Annotated in this window: 14 protein-coding genes, 1 other RNA gene and 1 pseudogene; 7 read left to right on the top strand and 9 right to left on the bottom strand. The window is 70.8% G+C overall.

What is annotated here, in order from left to right:
- The first annotated feature begins 53 nt into the window (after positions 1-53).
- The 3 genes from GA0070606_RS23975 to GA0070606_RS23965 all read left to right on the top strand — a co-directional run bounded on the left by GA0070606_RS23975 (position 54) and on the right by GA0070606_RS23965 (position 2,069).
- The gene (locus GA0070606_RS23975) at positions 54-497 is read left to right on the top strand and encodes a hypothetical protein (RefSeq protein ID WP_141721784.1); all 444 of its coding nucleotides are present in this window, start codon (positions 54-56) and stop codon (positions 495-497) included.
- 176 nt (positions 498-673) lie between these two features.
- Positions 674-1,171 carry an NUDIX hydrolase gene (locus GA0070606_RS23970; protein ID WP_091104494.1) on the top strand — a complete coding sequence of 166 codons (498 nt, stop codon included), beginning with the start codon at positions 674-676 and terminating at the stop codon, positions 1,169-1,171.
- On the top strand, positions 1,164-2,069 hold the full coding sequence (locus tag GA0070606_RS23965) for a nucleotidyltransferase domain-containing protein (RefSeq protein ID WP_245724786.1): 906 nt from the start codon (positions 1,164-1,166) through the stop codon (positions 2,067-2,069). The genes GA0070606_RS23970 and GA0070606_RS23965 overlap by 8 nt, the downstream gene beginning before the upstream one ends.
- Here GA0070606_RS23965 and GA0070606_RS23960 read toward each other — a convergent pair.
- Together GA0070606_RS23960 and GA0070606_RS23955 are read right to left on the bottom strand one after the other, a co-directional pair.
- A complete protein-coding gene (locus GA0070606_RS23960) occupies positions 2,059-2,925 on the bottom strand; it encodes an AraC family transcriptional regulator (protein ID WP_091104492.1) in 867 nt (288 codons plus the stop codon). The two genes, GA0070606_RS23965 and GA0070606_RS23960, sit on opposite strands and share 11 nt — an antisense overlap.
- A 233-nt stretch (positions 2,926-3,158) precedes the next feature.
- Positions 3,159-4,520: a DUF7507 domain-containing protein gene (locus GA0070606_RS23955; protein WP_176737404.1), complete on the bottom strand. Its 1,362-nt coding sequence runs from the start codon at positions 4,518-4,520 to the stop codon at positions 3,159-3,161.
- 173 nt (positions 4,521-4,693) lie between these two features.
- On the opposite strand from GA0070606_RS23955, the gene GA0070606_RS23950 reads away from it, so the two are divergent.
- Positions 4,694-5,044, top strand: coding sequence for a hypothetical protein (locus GA0070606_RS23950; RefSeq protein ID WP_091104486.1), 351 nt, complete (start codon positions 4,694-4,696; stop codon positions 5,042-5,044).
- Between the two features lie 85 nt (positions 5,045-5,129).
- On the opposite strand, the gene GA0070606_RS23945 is transcribed toward GA0070606_RS23950, so the two are convergent.
- Positions 5,130-5,537 carry an Imm32 family immunity protein gene (locus GA0070606_RS23945; RefSeq protein WP_141721782.1) on the bottom strand — a complete coding sequence of 136 codons (408 nt, stop codon included), beginning with the start codon at positions 5,535-5,537 and terminating at the stop codon, positions 5,130-5,132.
- A gap of 150 nt (positions 5,538-5,687) precedes the next feature.
- Here GA0070606_RS23945 and GA0070606_RS23940 point away from each other — a divergent pair.
- Both GA0070606_RS23940 and GA0070606_RS34070 read left to right on the top strand, forming a co-directional pair.
- Positions 5,688-6,440, top strand: a pseudogene (locus GA0070606_RS23940) (aminoglycoside phosphotransferase family protein); the annotation flags it as partial.
- Between the two features lie 102 nt (positions 6,441-6,542).
- Complete coding sequence (locus GA0070606_RS34070; RefSeq protein ID WP_218106174.1) at positions 6,543-6,773, top strand: hypothetical protein; 231 nt, start codon at positions 6,543-6,545, stop codon at positions 6,771-6,773.
- A gap of 399 nt (positions 6,774-7,172) precedes the next feature.
- Here GA0070606_RS34070 and GA0070606_RS23935 read toward each other — a convergent pair whose 3' ends face one another.
- From GA0070606_RS23935 to rnpB, 3 genes are all read right to left on the bottom strand, one after another.
- Positions 7,173-7,523 carry a hypothetical protein gene (locus tag GA0070606_RS23935; protein ID WP_091104479.1) on the bottom strand — a complete coding sequence of 117 codons (351 nt, stop codon included), beginning with the start codon at positions 7,521-7,523 and terminating at the stop codon, positions 7,173-7,175.
- 32 nt (positions 7,524-7,555) lie between these two features.
- Positions 7,556-7,882: a hypothetical protein gene (locus tag GA0070606_RS23930; RefSeq protein WP_091104476.1), complete on the bottom strand. Its 327-nt coding sequence runs from the start codon at positions 7,880-7,882 to the stop codon at positions 7,556-7,558.
- 996 nt (positions 7,883-8,878) lie between these two features.
- An RNA gene (gene rnpB / locus GA0070606_RS23925) (RNase P RNA component class A) lies at positions 8,879-9,295 on the bottom strand.
- Positions 9,296-9,563: 268 nt separating this feature from the next.
- On the opposite strand from rnpB, the gene GA0070606_RS23920 reads away from it, so the two are divergent.
- The gene (locus GA0070606_RS23920; protein ID WP_091104473.1) at positions 9,564-10,325 is read left to right on the top strand and encodes a sulfite exporter TauE/SafE family protein; all 762 of its coding nucleotides are present in this window, start codon (positions 9,564-9,566) and stop codon (positions 10,323-10,325) included.
- Positions 10,326-10,429: 104 nt separating this feature from the next.
- Here GA0070606_RS23920 and mctP read toward each other — a convergent pair whose 3' ends face one another.
- The 3 genes from mctP to GA0070606_RS23905 all read right to left on the bottom strand — a co-directional run bounded on the left by mctP (position 10,430) and on the right by GA0070606_RS23905 (position 13,749).
- A complete protein-coding gene (mctP, locus tag GA0070606_RS23915; RefSeq protein WP_091104469.1) occupies positions 10,430-12,085 on the bottom strand; it encodes a monocarboxylate uptake permease MctP in 1,656 nt (551 codons plus the stop codon).
- Positions 12,085-12,327, bottom strand: coding sequence for a DUF3311 domain-containing protein (locus GA0070606_RS23910; RefSeq protein ID WP_091104467.1), 243 nt, complete (start codon positions 12,325-12,327; stop codon positions 12,085-12,087). Before GA0070606_RS23910 ends, mctP begins: the two co-directional genes overlap by 1 nt.
- Positions 12,328-12,525: 198 nt before the next feature.
- Complete coding sequence (locus GA0070606_RS23905) at positions 12,526-13,749, bottom strand: bifunctional RNase H/acid phosphatase (RefSeq protein ID WP_091104465.1); 1,224 nt, start codon at positions 13,747-13,749, stop codon at positions 12,526-12,528.
- Positions 13,750-13,751: the final 2 nt, after the last annotated feature.

Raw genomic sequence — 13,751 nt, 5'->3', positions numbered from 1 at the left:
GCGCCGGCCCGACGGGGCAGCCGCGGGGCGCGCCGGTGTCGCACAATCCCCCCGTGCGACGCGGGGGAAGAACACCGGTGCGGTTGCGGCGCGGGCTGGTCGCGGCGGCGGTGGCGGGCCTGCTGGCCGCCGTCGGGGTGGCCGCCGGGCTGCCCCTGCTGCGGGACAGGTCGCAGCAGCGGCTGGAGCAGCGGGCCGATCGGGAGGTGACCGCGACCGCGCAGCTCGCCCGCGCGCGACTGCTCGCCGCCCCCGCCGTCGGGGAGTCGACGCTGCGACAGGCCGCCGGCGGGGTCGACGGGGTCGAGGTGCTGACCGTACGCAGCGACGGGCCGGGTTCCGGGCCCGCCGTCCGACTGGTGTTCCGGGTGCGGGTGGCGAAGACGGCGTCGTCGGTCTTCGGCTGGCAGCGGGCCGACTCGACGGCCTGCTTCGCGCAGGTCGTGCACACCGACGCCGGACCGGCCGCCCTGGAACGGCTGCCCTGCCCCGACTGACCCCGCCGGCACGGGCCTCCCCGCTCCGCCGCCCGCACGGCGCGCCGCCGTGCCCGTGCCGCGCCGTGGGCACTCGGGGCCGGGGCCGCCGTGCTCCGGCCGGACCTACGTGCTCGCGGGCCGGGCCGCCGGGCTCCGGCCGGGCCGCCGGGCGGAGGGCGGGTTAGGGTCGCCGGGTGGGCGCATCGGACTACATCCTGCGGATCCGCGAGCACGTCGGCCACGACCTGCTCTGGCTGCCGAGCGTGAGCGCGGTGGTCCGCAACGACGCCGGGGAACTGCTGCTGGGCAGGCGCGCCGACGACGGCCGGTGGTCCGTCGCCAGCGGCGTCGTCGAGCCGAGCGAGCAGCCGGCCACGGCGGTGGTCCGCGAGGTACGGGAGGAGACCGGCCTGCACGTGGAGCCGGTCCGGTTGAGCAGCGTCCTCACCCACCCGCACACCTATCCCAACGGCGACCGCTGCGAATACCTGAACCTCGGCTTCGAGTGCCGGCTGCTGGGCAGCACCGCGCGGGTCAACGACGACGAGTCGGTGGCCGTGGAGTGGTTCCCGCCCGACCGGCTGCCGCCGCTGGACCGGCACGCCCGGCTGGTCATCGCGCACGCCCTCGGCGCCGAGGCCACCGCCTGGTTCCTGCCCGCCGGCACGGTCTGGACGGAGTCCGATGACTGACCTCGACCCCGCCCTGCGCCGCTACCTCGTCGACCTGCTCGCCGCCGCCCGCGACGTCCTCGGCGACGACCTCGTCGGGGCGTACGCGGCCGGCTCGGTGGGTTTGGGCGCGTACCAGCCGGGGCGCAGCGACGTCGACGTGGCGCTGGTCTGCGCGGACGCCCTCGACCCGGCGCGCAAGCGGGAACTGGTGGCGCGGCTGCGGCACGAGTCGCTGCCCTGCCCGGCGCGCGGGCTGGAACTGGTCGTCTACCGTCGGGCGGTCGCCTGCTCCGGCACGCCGGAACCCGGATTCGAGGTCGAGCTGAACACCGGCGCGCGGATGGCGTTCCGGGCCACCTGGGCCGCCGCCGAGCGGGCGGCCGAGGACGGCCTGTTCTGGTACGGGCTGGACCGCAGCATCCTGCACCAGTGCGGGTACGCCCTGCTCGGGCCGCCGGCCGCCGACACCTTCGCCGACCTCTCCGCCACCGACCTGCGTCGCCTGCTGACCGACGCGCTGCGCTGGTGGCTGGCCCTGCCGACGCCGCCCGGCGACGGTCCCGCCCCCGGCGCCGAGGACGCGGTGCTCGGCGCCTGCCGGTCCCTGGTGAAGGTCCGTCACGGGGTCTGGCTGTCGAAGGCCGACGCCGGCCGCCGGCTGATCGCCGACGGCCGGCCGATCGGCGCTGTCGCCGGCCGGTCCCTCGCCGCCGATGCCGGTAGGACACCCGGCGCCGTTGCCGGCGGGTCGCTCGGCGGCGTCGCCGGTTCGGCTGCGGCTGCGTCCACCGGCGGCGACGGCGGGGACGCCGACCTGATCGAGCGGTCGATCGCGGCGCGGGAGGGCGGGCCGCCGCCGGGCGGCCCGGAGGCCCGGGCCTTCCAGCGCCGCGTCCTCGCCGAGATCAGCGGCTGACCGGCTCCACCGGGATCCACAGCTCGGCCTCCGCCTCGGCGCCGTCCGCCGAGAGCCGGGTGCGGGAGATCTCCGGCCCCGGCCGGCTGCGGTACGGGTTGGACGGGAACCACTGGGTGAACACGTCCCGCCACAGGTACTGCACCGCCTGGGGGAACGCCCCGGAGGTCTCGAAGACCGCCCAGGTGCCCGCCGGCACGGCGAGCGCGTCGAGGTCCGCCGGCGCGTCCTCGCCGGTCACCACGCCGTGCCAGTAGTCCAACTCGGTGCCCTCCGCGCGGTCGTCGGCCACCTTGTCGCTGACGTTGACGATGCCGCGCGGCTCCTGGTCGGACAGCGCCTCGATCCGGCGTACCGTCTCCGGCTCGATGCTCCTGACGAAGGCCACGATCGCCGGGTTCATCCCCTCGTGCACGAGCGGTACCCGGGCCTTGCGGCCGACCAGCCGGAACTCCTCCTTGTGCACGATCCGGTATCGCATGCTGCTGCTCCCTTCGACGACGAGTCGGAAGGACATCCGGGGCTGGGAGCGCAGCGCCGCCCCCGTACGCCTGGCCTCGCCGGGGCCCACGCCGTGCATGGCGTGGAACGCCCGGGCGAACGCCTCGGTGGAGCCGTAGCCGTAGCGCACCGCGACGTCGAGCAGCGTCCGTTCCCCCGCGAGCACCTCGGCGCCCGCGACGGTGAGCCGCCGGCGGCGGATGTACTCGGACAGGCCGACGCCCGCCAGCGCGGAGAAGATCCGCCGGAGGTGGTACTCCGACGTCACCGCGATCCGCGCCAGCTCGGCCACCTCGATCGGCTGGTCGAGGTGCCGCTCGATGTGCTCCATGGCCTGGTTGAGCCGCTCCAGCACCCATTTCCCCTTCCCTGTTCGAGGAGCAACGCTAGGCGCGCGAGGGGGTGCCGGACCCGACATGTCGTGCCCGGATCGGTCGGCCCGAGAGTTGCCCTGGTGATCCTTCCAGCCCGCGATGCCGACGGCCTGCGAAGCGTGCGACGAGTGGGGCACCGGAAGGGCCGCAGGGGACGGAGGAAGCACTCCGGGCACCGCCTCGCGGCGGTGCCCGGAGTGTCTGTCGTGCCGGATCAGGCCTGGACGCCCGCCTTACGGCGGATCCGGCTGGCCCCGATCAGGAGGCCACCGGCGGCCAGCAGGCCACCGCCCAGGGAGAGCGCCACGGAGGAGTCGTCGCCGGTGACCGGCAACTCCTTGTGGTGCTTGCCGTCCTTGTCGTGCTTGCCGTCGTGCCGGTGGTCGTACTTGCCGCCCCGGATGCAGACGGTGACGGTGTCCGGGTCGGAGACCACGGACCTGCCGTCGTACCTGCCGGTCGCCCGGGCCGTGTTGACCACCTTTCCGGCCTTGACGTCGGCCTTGGTGACCACGTACGGCTCGACGGCGTGGCAGTCGGTGCTCGTGCCCCGCGCCAGGGTGGTGCTGTTGCAGACGACCTCGCCGGCCTTCGGGTCGTCGACGCCCACGTCGGTGATGGTGACCGTGCCCGTGTTCGTCACCCGGTACGTGTAGAAGATCTTGTCACCCTTGGCGGCGTAGCCGTCGTTCGCGCACTTGTCGCGGCAGTCCGAGTCGACCCGCGCCTTCTTGTCGATCGACAGGCTGACCTGCTTCGGCGGGGCCGGCTTGGTGGTCACCGTGAACGTCGCCTGGTTCGACGGAACCGTCTGCTGCAGGAACAACCCGCTCGCCTGGGCGGTGTTGACGATCTTACCGTTCTTCACGTCGCTGCTCTTGACCGTGTACGTGCCGGTGCAGGTGGTGCTCTCCCCCTGCGCGAGCGACGTGTCCTCGCAGGTGATGCCGGTGACCACGTTGTCGGTGACGGTGATGTTGGTGATCGGGTCGGTCGTGCCCGTGCTCTGGTTCGTCACCGTGTAGGTGTAGGTGACCACGTCACCGGCCTTCACACCGGTGGCCGGGGAACCGGTCTTGGTCAGGTGCAGCTTCGGGTTCACCCGTGGGTTCGACGCCGCGCAGGTGTGGGTGAGCACGAAGAAGTCCGCGGTTCCCGAGATCACCGCGGTGGCGCCGGTCAACGTCCAGCCGGCCGGAACCCGGATCCACGCCTTGCTGGTACCCAGGTTGTTGACGATGGCGCTGTCCGGGCCGGGGATCGTCCTCGTGACGTCGCCGGTCGGCGTGCTGAACGTCGCCGTGATCGTCTGGAAGACGCCGGTGGTGTCCTGGTTGCCCGGCAGGTTGAACACCCACACGTCCTCGTTGGCGAAAGGCCCACCGCCGAGGTTGGGGTCACAGTCCTGGGTGAAGTTCGCCGCCGTGGTCGGCACGTTCCCCGGATTGATGTTGATCGTGGATGCGGCGCTGGCCGGCGAGCCGCCCGCGAGCAACAGTGCACCGGCCAGCAGCGCGAGCGCCGCCAGTCGTGCGTAGGCACCGCCCCATCGGCGCCGCGTAGAGGTCCTGCTCATGTAATCCCCCGTGTTGTGGACAGTTGACATCCAGGCAACGACGACCAAGGCGGTGTGTCACGGCCAGATAACGTCAACCATCCGAAAAGGTAGATATTGGGCATTTCTCTGCCGTGAGTCGGGGTCGAGTCACCGACTCCGGTTGCCGTCCGACACTTCGGTAGGGTCGGGTCGTGACCGGACCCGTGGTGAGGGCGCGAGAGGCGAGCGGGCAGGCCTGGGACGACCCGTCCGAGACCACTCTGTACGACGCCCTGGCGGACATGAACCTGACGTGGCGCTTCGTGATCGTCGAGCGACTCGACCTGGAGCCCGCCGGGCAGCACTACATGCAGGTCTATCTCAACGACGACCTGAGCTACCAGGTGGAATACCGCGAGGGTGGCGAGGACAGGCACTTCCAGGCCCACGTGCCGGCCCAACCGGTCGTGATCGGGGTCGATCCGGTGGCGAGGGTCGTCGCGGACTGGGCCGCCGGCCGCCAAGGCTGGCGGGACGCGCTGCCCTGGGAGCCCTGGCCCTAGAGGTCGTGTTACGCCATGCACCTGCCCGGACGCGTCGGGACGGTTCGGTCACACTCACCCCGCTCGCCGCGCGGCAGTCGTGCACCTACACTTCTGGCCAGTCGGCCACGATGATCAATGGGACCGAGTCCGGCGACCGGTACTCGTCACCAGGAGAGTGCTCGATGTGCAGATGCCGGTGGACCGTCCGGTCATCGGCGGTCTCGGCTTGCTCCGCCAGGCCATCGAGCGCGCCCCAGATGATGTCGAGACACTCGCGCCCGCCGGTGAGACGCAGCGTGGTCCCGCCTTCCAGACTGACGAGCAGCGGGCCCGCCGTCACCTTCTGACTGACGACCCCGCCGGTGACCGCCACCTCAACGGGCGCAGCATGCTGGCGTAGCAGCCGGCTGAGTGCACGGAGCGCAGCCGGCGGACCGGCAAGCTCCAACTCGTCGTCGCGCACGGAGAGACGACAGAGGCGGTGATCAACCATCGGCACATTGTCCTTCACCGCTGCGATCGGTAGCACACCGAGCACCAGGAACGGTTGCTGGTCCGGGCGTCCCGTCGAAGCCGACGGCGGGCGGTCGATCCGGCGCGCGGTGCGGCGTGGTCCGATTTCGATTGACAGGATGACCGAGCCGGTCCTACGTTCGCGCGGATGCGCCCTGGAGAGATCGTCGTCACTGTCGAGCAGGTACGCGCCCTGGTCGACGAGCAGTTCCCCGAATGGTCGGACCTGCCGCTCGTTCGGCAGCCGTCGAACGGCACCGACAACGCGTTGTTCCGGCTGGGTGATTCCCTCACGGCACGGCTACCGCGGGCGCAGTGGGCGGTCGACCAGGTGGCGACCGACGCGACCTGGCTGCCGCGGCTGGCGCCGTACCTTCCGGTGCCGGTACCGGTGCCGGTCGCTGTCGGCCGGCCGGGCGGAAACTATCCGTGGCCGTGGACGGTCGTCCCGTGGCTGCCCGGGCGCAACCCGGAAGCCGGGCAGGACCTCGTCGACCTCGCCGTCGACCTCGCCGGCTTCGTGCGCGCGATGATCGCCATCGACCCGATGGGCGGGCCGGTCAAGGAGGGGATTCAGCGCGGCGTACCACTGGTGCAGCGGGACGAGCTGACCCGCCGGTCGATCGCGGCGCTGGGCGACCGGATCGACGGGCGGGCGGTGACTGCCGCGTGGGACGAGGCGATGGCGGCGGGCGAGTGGCCCGGACCGCCGGTATGGCTGCACGGTGATCTCCTGGCGGGCAACCTGCTGGTGAACCAGGGCAGGCTCGTCGGGGTGATCGACTTCGGCGGTCTCGGCCGCGGCGATCCGGCGGTCGAGGTGCGGCCGGGCTGGAGCCTGTTCGATGCCCGAGCGCGGGCCGCCTACCGGGAGGCGCTCGGGTTCGACGAGGCGACCTGGGTGCGCGGGTGGGCCTGGATGCTGTCGGTCTCGCTCTACTGGCTGGCGGACCTGTGGGACTCGGCGAGACCCTACGGGCCTGGCGAGACAGGAAGAGCCGACGTGAAGGCCGGTGACGTACTGCACCTAACCCGCGCCGCAAGCCCCCAGTTCGCGCGACCGATCCTCTTCCGCCTCATCAAGATCCGCGCTGATCTGCATACCTACAGCGGGTGGACTTGGCTGGACGGCTACCAGCTGAACGAACGAGGCGAGGCGGTGGCGCGCAGAGAGCTCTACGTTCTCAAAGCAGGCACGAACCGTCCGCATCGCGGCCCGCTACGTCGACCGTAGCCTCGTATGGTTACAAAGCCGGTGGCAAGCAGTGGTTATCGCTTTAGCGGTGATTGCCTTCGCTCTCGGACAACTAGACCTCAAGTCTCTTCTTTCCGTAGCTCAATAGCACGTCCTGACTAGTACTCCAGCAGGGATCCGTTCGGACCTGCTGGAGCTGTGCGGTTTTGTCCGTGGGCATGGAGCAGTCACCGCTGAGTCTCGTGGTTCTGTGGATCAAAGATTCGGCGGTGGCTGCCGCCTGCAGACCAGAGACGTCCAGCGATGGTCTGGGCTGTTCGACGAGCTGATGGACGTGGTCGGGTCGTGCTTCGGTCGGCCTGAGCAAGCCACTACGCCCGACAGGCCCTGACGGAGCCCTGAAGATAATCTCCTGCTGGAGTACTAGCTACTCCCAACTCAACTGATGCCCGTGAGCTGCAGGTGAGAATCGAGGGTTGTCCCCGTCAGAGTGTAATTCGCCGTACGGGAATTGCCCGACTCATACTTGAAGATCTCATGCGCTTGCACGTCATTTCCCCAGACCACGAACACGTACAGAGAGAACAACGCCCCGGTGGGCATGAGCGAGCCGTCGGACATCTTGCACTGCTTTCCTGGGTCAACGACAATCTTTTGCCCGAGTCGCACGTCACCGGTATCGCACTTGATGTGCACCATCTCTCCATTGTGAAGAACGACAAACTCGACACGCGCGACAACCCAAGCATTCTGCTGGAGACAAATCTTGCCGACGGTCTCATAATCCATGGCGAACGTCCTTCCCGATCGGCCGTGCGTTGTTATTTCTGCTTCATGCCGTTGTACGTGAGCGTATTCCCCAGGGTCGTGCCCTCAAGGGTGTAGTCCGCAATGTTCGGACTGCCGTGAACCATAGTGAAAATTTCCTTCCCATGGTTGTCGTTCCCCCACACCACGAAAATGTACGCAGAGACGGACGCTCCTTCGGGCACGCCGAACTCACTCGGGTCCAAGGTGACCGAGTTCCCTAGCGCGACGCCAGGACTGCCGTCCGTGTGGATCATCTTGCCGCCATCCAAATAGGTGAATTGCAGCTTTGCCACAACCCACGCGTTCTGATGCAGGCGAATCTTGCCAACGTTCTCCACAGCTCTCCTCGATGGGTCCGCCACACAAGAGCCCGGTCCGCTCCGCAGTCGGCAATGGAAATCCCGTGCAGGGTCGACCGGCCTATCGCCCTTCAGAGTAGGGGCTGCCACACTTTGGAGACCGAATATCTCGAACTGCGTATCGGAGTGGCCCATGATTGGTATATTCCCGCGCCGGTAGTGCGATCTCCGCAGCCCTGTCTTGCGATATTTCGTCGACCGGCGCACGAAGGCCAAGAAGATGCAGAGGACCGTCATCGGACCTGGGGCCTGGGCGTCGGGAAGACCCTGCTGCACCGCACGGTGCGGACCCGCTCTGAACTCATCTTCCGACGCCAATACCAAGCCGAAGGCAAGATCAGCCACTACGCCCGACAAGCCCTCACCGAGCCCTGAAACGGATCCCCTGCTGGAGTACTAGGCTTGGACGTGGCACAGTCGAGGGCACTGGTCAGACCCGCCACGTCAGTCCGCATGGCCTTGCCGAATTCCTCTGTTATGGATCAAGGCGCCGCGCAAGCGCGGCGCGGGGCCGGCAAGCCCGGCCGGCGGCAAGCCGCCCCGGACGCCTCCGGCGCCGGGGCGGTGAGCCACCGACACCCGCCGGGACGCCGCCCCCAGGGTGACCAGGAACCAGCCAGCAGCACCGGGCCCGACGAGGCCGCGACGGAAGCCGCCGAGGCGGCCTGGTCGACGGGTCGGGGCTTCCGACTGCCGCGCCAGTCCAACCCCGGGACTGGCTTGCCACCGACTCACCCGGCCGCCGGCAACCAGCTCCCCCGGCCAGCCGCGAGACGCCGTCAGCCGCACCGCGGACGCCTGCCGACGGACACGACGAAACCCCGCCAACCAGACCGGCCAGCGAGGCGAAACAAGTCCAAGATCAGGGCGTCGCCAGGGCGTCAAACGCCGACCAAAGTCGACCGACAACGACCATAGACACCCGACGATAGAGCCAGGTCAGAGGCTTGATCAGCCCCGCCAGCAGGTGGGCGACGGACGAGTCGACCTGTACGCCGGATTCTGTGACCGGCGCGCGCCCCGAAGGGCTCGCGCCGGCGGCGGCCATCCATCTAGGCCTGCCGTCGCCGGCAGGCTCAAGCGGCCTACCCGCAGACATCGGACGGGCCGTCCTCAAGCGTCTGCGCGGGTCGTCGTCCTGCTGGCCGACGGCCCTTTCTTGGCCTTGCTCCGGGTGGGGTTTACCGAGCCACCCCGGTCACCCGGGGTGCTGGTGGGCTCTTACCCCACCGTTTCACCCTTACCGTCCCCGATGGGGCCGGCGGTCTGTTTTCTGTGGCACTGTCCCGCGGGTCACCCCGGGTTGCCGTTAGCAACCACCCTGCCCTGTGGAGTCCGGACGTTCCTCGGCGGCGGGCCGGAGCCCGCCGACGCGACCGCCCGGTCGACTCGTCCGTCGCGCACCCATCCTAACGACGCCACCGCCGCGTCTATTGCCACCCCGGCCCCGCCGCCCGAGCGCGACACCGGAGCCGATCGCGCTGCTTCAGGGAAACTGCCGCCTCCCCGCCTCGCGAGGCAGCACCGACCTGAAAACGCCGCCAAGGCCCGCCCCGCCGCGCCGGCCAGGCACGGCGAGGCGGGGCCGGGCGGGCAGAGCTGGCGGCCGGGCTCACCGTCGCGGGCGGCCGGGCGGGGCGCTTACTAGCCTCTGGGGACCATGGATCTCTCCGACGCCGCGCTGCTGCTCACCGCCGGTCTCGCCGCGGGCACCGTCAACGCGGTGGCCGGCGGCGGCTCGCTCATCACCTTCCCGGCGATGATCGCGGTGGGCCTGCCGCCGGTGCCGGCCAACGTGAGCAACTCGGTGGCGGTCTTTCCGGGGTACGTGGCGAGCGTGGCGGGCAGCCGCACCGACCTGCCGCGGGGGCGGGCGCTGGCCACGCTGGTGCCGACCACCATCGTCGGCACGATCGCCGGGGCCCTGCTGCTGCTGGCCACCCCGGCGCGGGCGTTCGAGCTGGTGGTGCCCTTCCTGGTGCTCGGGGCGACGGCGGTGCTGGCATTCCAGGATCCGCTGCGCCGGCTGGTCGGGCATCCGCGCGACCTGTCGCCCCGCCGCCGTACGGTCGGTGTGCAGGCGATGGTCGCGGTCGGCGCGGTGTACGGCGGCTACTTCGGCGCGGCGCTCGGGGTGATGCTGGTCGCCGGCCTGGCTCTGGTGCTGGACGCGACACTGGCCCGGGTGAGCGCGATCAAGAACCTGCTCTCCGCCCTGGTCGGGTTGACCACGCTCGTGGTGTTCGCGCTGTTCGGCCCGGTGAACTGGGCGGCGGTGGCGCTGGTCGCGCCGGCGACGCTGGTCGGCGGGTACGCAGGCGCCCGGCTGGTCCGCCGGCTGCCGTCGGTGGTGCTCAAGACGCTGATCGTGGCCTTCGGCACGGTGATCGGCCTGTACCTGCTCTGGCGCGCCGTGGGCTGAGCCCGCCGGGCCGCCGGTCCAGCTGTGGGGAAGGGCCCCGCACATCGGTCGAGGTGTGGGGAAGGGCCCCCGCACATCGAGATGCGACAAGGGGCCCTTCCTCGTCAGGCGACCGGTTCCGGTGCGGCGTCGGCGTCGCGGCGCTGCCCCGGCACGACGCGCGGGTCGCCCTCGTCGGCGAAGTAGTCGTCCGGCGTGGTGCCGTCGACGCCGTCGCGTACCCTGGCCGCCCGCAGCACCAGCGTCAGCAGCGCCGCCACCAGCAGGTTGACCAGCACCGCCACGATCCCGACGTAGATCGTCTTCGGGGTGTCGAAGCCGAAGTCCGACAGCGGGAACGCCGAGCCGCCGAAGTGCTTGCGCCCGGTGGCCGCGTTGGGGATCTGGTAGAGCATCCACATGCCCAGCCCCATGCCGGCGGCCCAGCCGGCGACGAGCGCGCCCCGGTGGAACCAGCGGGTGTAGAGGCCCAGCGCCACCGCCGGCAGCGTCTGGAGGATGATCACGCCGCCGATGAGCTGGAGGTCGATGGAGAACTGCGGGTCGAGGAAGACGATGCAGGCCACCGCGCCGACCTTCACCACCAGCGAGGTGATCTTCGAGACGTTCGCCTCCTGGGCCGGGGAGGCGTCCCGCTTCAGGTACTCCTTGTAGATGTTGCGGGTGAACAGGTTCGCCGCCGCGATGGACATGATCGCCGCCGGCACCAGCGCGCCGATGCCGATGGCCGCGTAGGCGACGCCGGCGAACCAGTCGGGGAACTGCTGGTCGAACAGGACCGGCACGACGGTGTTGCTGTCGACGGAGCCTTCCTTCGCCCCGGGCAGCGGCTTCACCCCGGCCGCGATGGCCATGAAGCCGAGCAGCGCGATCAGCCCCAGCAGCAGGCTGTACGCGGGCAGCGCCGACATGTTCCGCTTGATCACGTCCCGGTTCCGGCTGGCCAGCACGCCGGTGATGCTGTGCGGGTAGAGGAACAGCGCCAGCGCCGAACCGAACGCCAGCGTGACGTACTGGAGCTGGTTGTTGGCGCCCAGCAGCACCCCGTCGTTCGGGTTCGGCGACGCGTCGAACTTCGCGTCGGCGGCGTCGAAGATCTCGCCCCAACCGCCGAGCTTGTAGGGCAGCCAGATGACCGCCACCAGGATCACGATGTAGATCAGCGTGTCCTTGACGAACGCGATCAGCGCCGGTGCCCGCAGCCCCGACTGGTACGTGTACGCGGCCAGGATCGCGAACGCGACGATGATGGGCAGGTGCCGGGCCAGGGCGCTCTCGCCGGTGACCCCCATCGTCTTGAGCACCGCCTCGATGCCGACGAGTTGCAGCGCGATGTAGGGCATCGTGGCGACGATGCCGGTGATCGCCACGAGCAGCGCCAGCACCGGCGAGTCGAACCGGCTGCGGACGAAGTCCGCCGGGGTGACGAAGCCGTGCCGGTGCGAGACCGACCAGAGCCGGCACAGCACCAGGAACACCAACGGGTAGATCACGATGGTGTACGGGACGGCGAAGAAACCCGCCGCGCCGGCCCCGAACATCAGCGCCGGCACCGCCACGAAGGTGTACGCCGTGTAGAGGTCGCCGCCGACCAGGAACCAGGTGATCCAGCCGCCGAAGTTACGCCCGCCCAGCCCCCACTCGTCGAGGTGGGCCATGTCCTTCGGGGCGCGCCACCGGGCGGCCACGAAGCCCATCCCGCTGACCAGCAGGAAGAGCAGCGAGAAGATGATGATCTCGGTGAGATGGTCGCGCCACATCAGCGGCCACCCCGCTTCTTCGTCATCTGGTACACCAGCGTCGTGGTGGCCACGCCGAGCAGGATGTAGGCGAGCTGGAGCCAGTAGAAGCGCGGGAAGCCGAGAATCCGGGGCGAGTCCGCGTTGAAGAACACCGGGATCAGCGGCACCACGATGGGGATGAAGAGCAACCAGTTCCAGGGGCTGTGGTCCTTCGCCCTGGACCGCGCCGCTGTCGGCGCCTCCGGTTCGGGTGCTGCCATGTGACACACCTCCGGTGTCGTAGATCGACAGGATGACGGCCGGAGGCTACGACCCTGTGAGCCCGGTCACGTTCTGCCGGGGAGCGCCGATGCGCCGAACGGGCGGCGGCGTGCGCCGAACGGCTGCCGGCACCGGGCGAGCGGGGGCACTGGCCGAGCCCCTGCGGCCGGGGACCGGCGGGGCTCAGACCGTGGGGCTCAGATCGCGGCGAGGTGCGCGGTGTCGTTCACCGTGCGCACGGCGACGCCGCCGTCGGGCCACGTGTCCAGCACCGAGATGCCGGCCGCGTCGAGGAAGAGCCGGTGCAGGAACCCGTCGCCGGCCGCCAGCGCGTCGCGCAGCACCAGCTTGATCGGCGAGACGTGGGAGACCACCACGACGGTCTCCCCGGGGTACGCCCGGCACAGGCCGTCGACCGCGCGGCGGCTGCGCTCGGCGACGTCGACGAACGACTCGCCGCCCGGCGGGGCGATCCGGGTGGAGGCGAGCCAGGCGTCCATCTCCCCCGGCCAGCCCTCGCGGACCTCGGCGAAGGTGCGCCCCTCCCAGGCCCCGAAGTCGCACTCGACGAGGTCGTCCTCGCGGCGCACCGGCACCCCGCCGAGCGCCCCGGCGATCGCCTCCGCGGTCGCCGTACACCGGGACAGGGGGGAGCTGACCACGGCCGCGACGGACGGGGCCAGCCCGGCCACCCGGGCGGCCGTCGCCCGGGCCTGGGCCCGGCCCCGCTCCGACAGCGGCACGTCGCCGCGACCCGAGTAGCGGCGCTGCTCGGTGTACGCGGTCTCGCCGTGCCGGACCAGGATCAGCCGGGTGGCCGTGAAGCTCGGCCGCGGCTCCCAGGAGGCGGGAGCGGTCGCCGGGTCGGTACCGGTGCTCGTCGCCGACGCGGCACGGGTGGCCACCTCACGGGCCCTCGCCCGGGCGGCCGAGTCGGGCGCGGCGACCTCGCGCGGTGGCTCCACCACGCGGGGCGGCTCGACCGGGGCTGAGGCCGGGGCCCGGCCGGCGGCCGCGGCGTCCATGGCGGCGTTGGCGAGGGCGTCGGCGTGCCGGTTGCGTTCCCGGGGGATCCAGCTGAACCGGACCGCCGCGAAGCGCTCCACCAGGCCGGCGGCCCGCGCGGCGAGCGGGCGCAACCCCGGGTGCTTGATCTGCCAGCGACCGCACATCTGCTCGACCACCAGCTTCGAGTCCATCCTGGCCTCGACCTCGGCCGCGCCCAGCTCGGCGGCGGCCTCCAGCCCGGCGATCAGCCCCCGGTACTCGGCGACGTTGTTGGTGGCGACGCCGATCGACTCGCTCCGCTCGGCCAGCACCTCGCCGGTGCCCGGGTCGCGGACCACCGCGCCGTAGCCCGCCGGGCCGGGGTTGCCCCGGGACCCGCCGTCGGCCTCGACGACGACCACGCGCGGTGCCACGG

Source organism: Micromonospora citrea, assembly GCF_900090315.1.
Lineage (GTDB): Bacteria > Actinomycetota > Actinomycetes > Mycobacteriales > Micromonosporaceae > Micromonospora > Micromonospora citrea.
The sequence above is the reverse complement of the archived record's forward strand: the minus strand, read 5'-3'. Positions and strand labels throughout refer to the sequence as shown.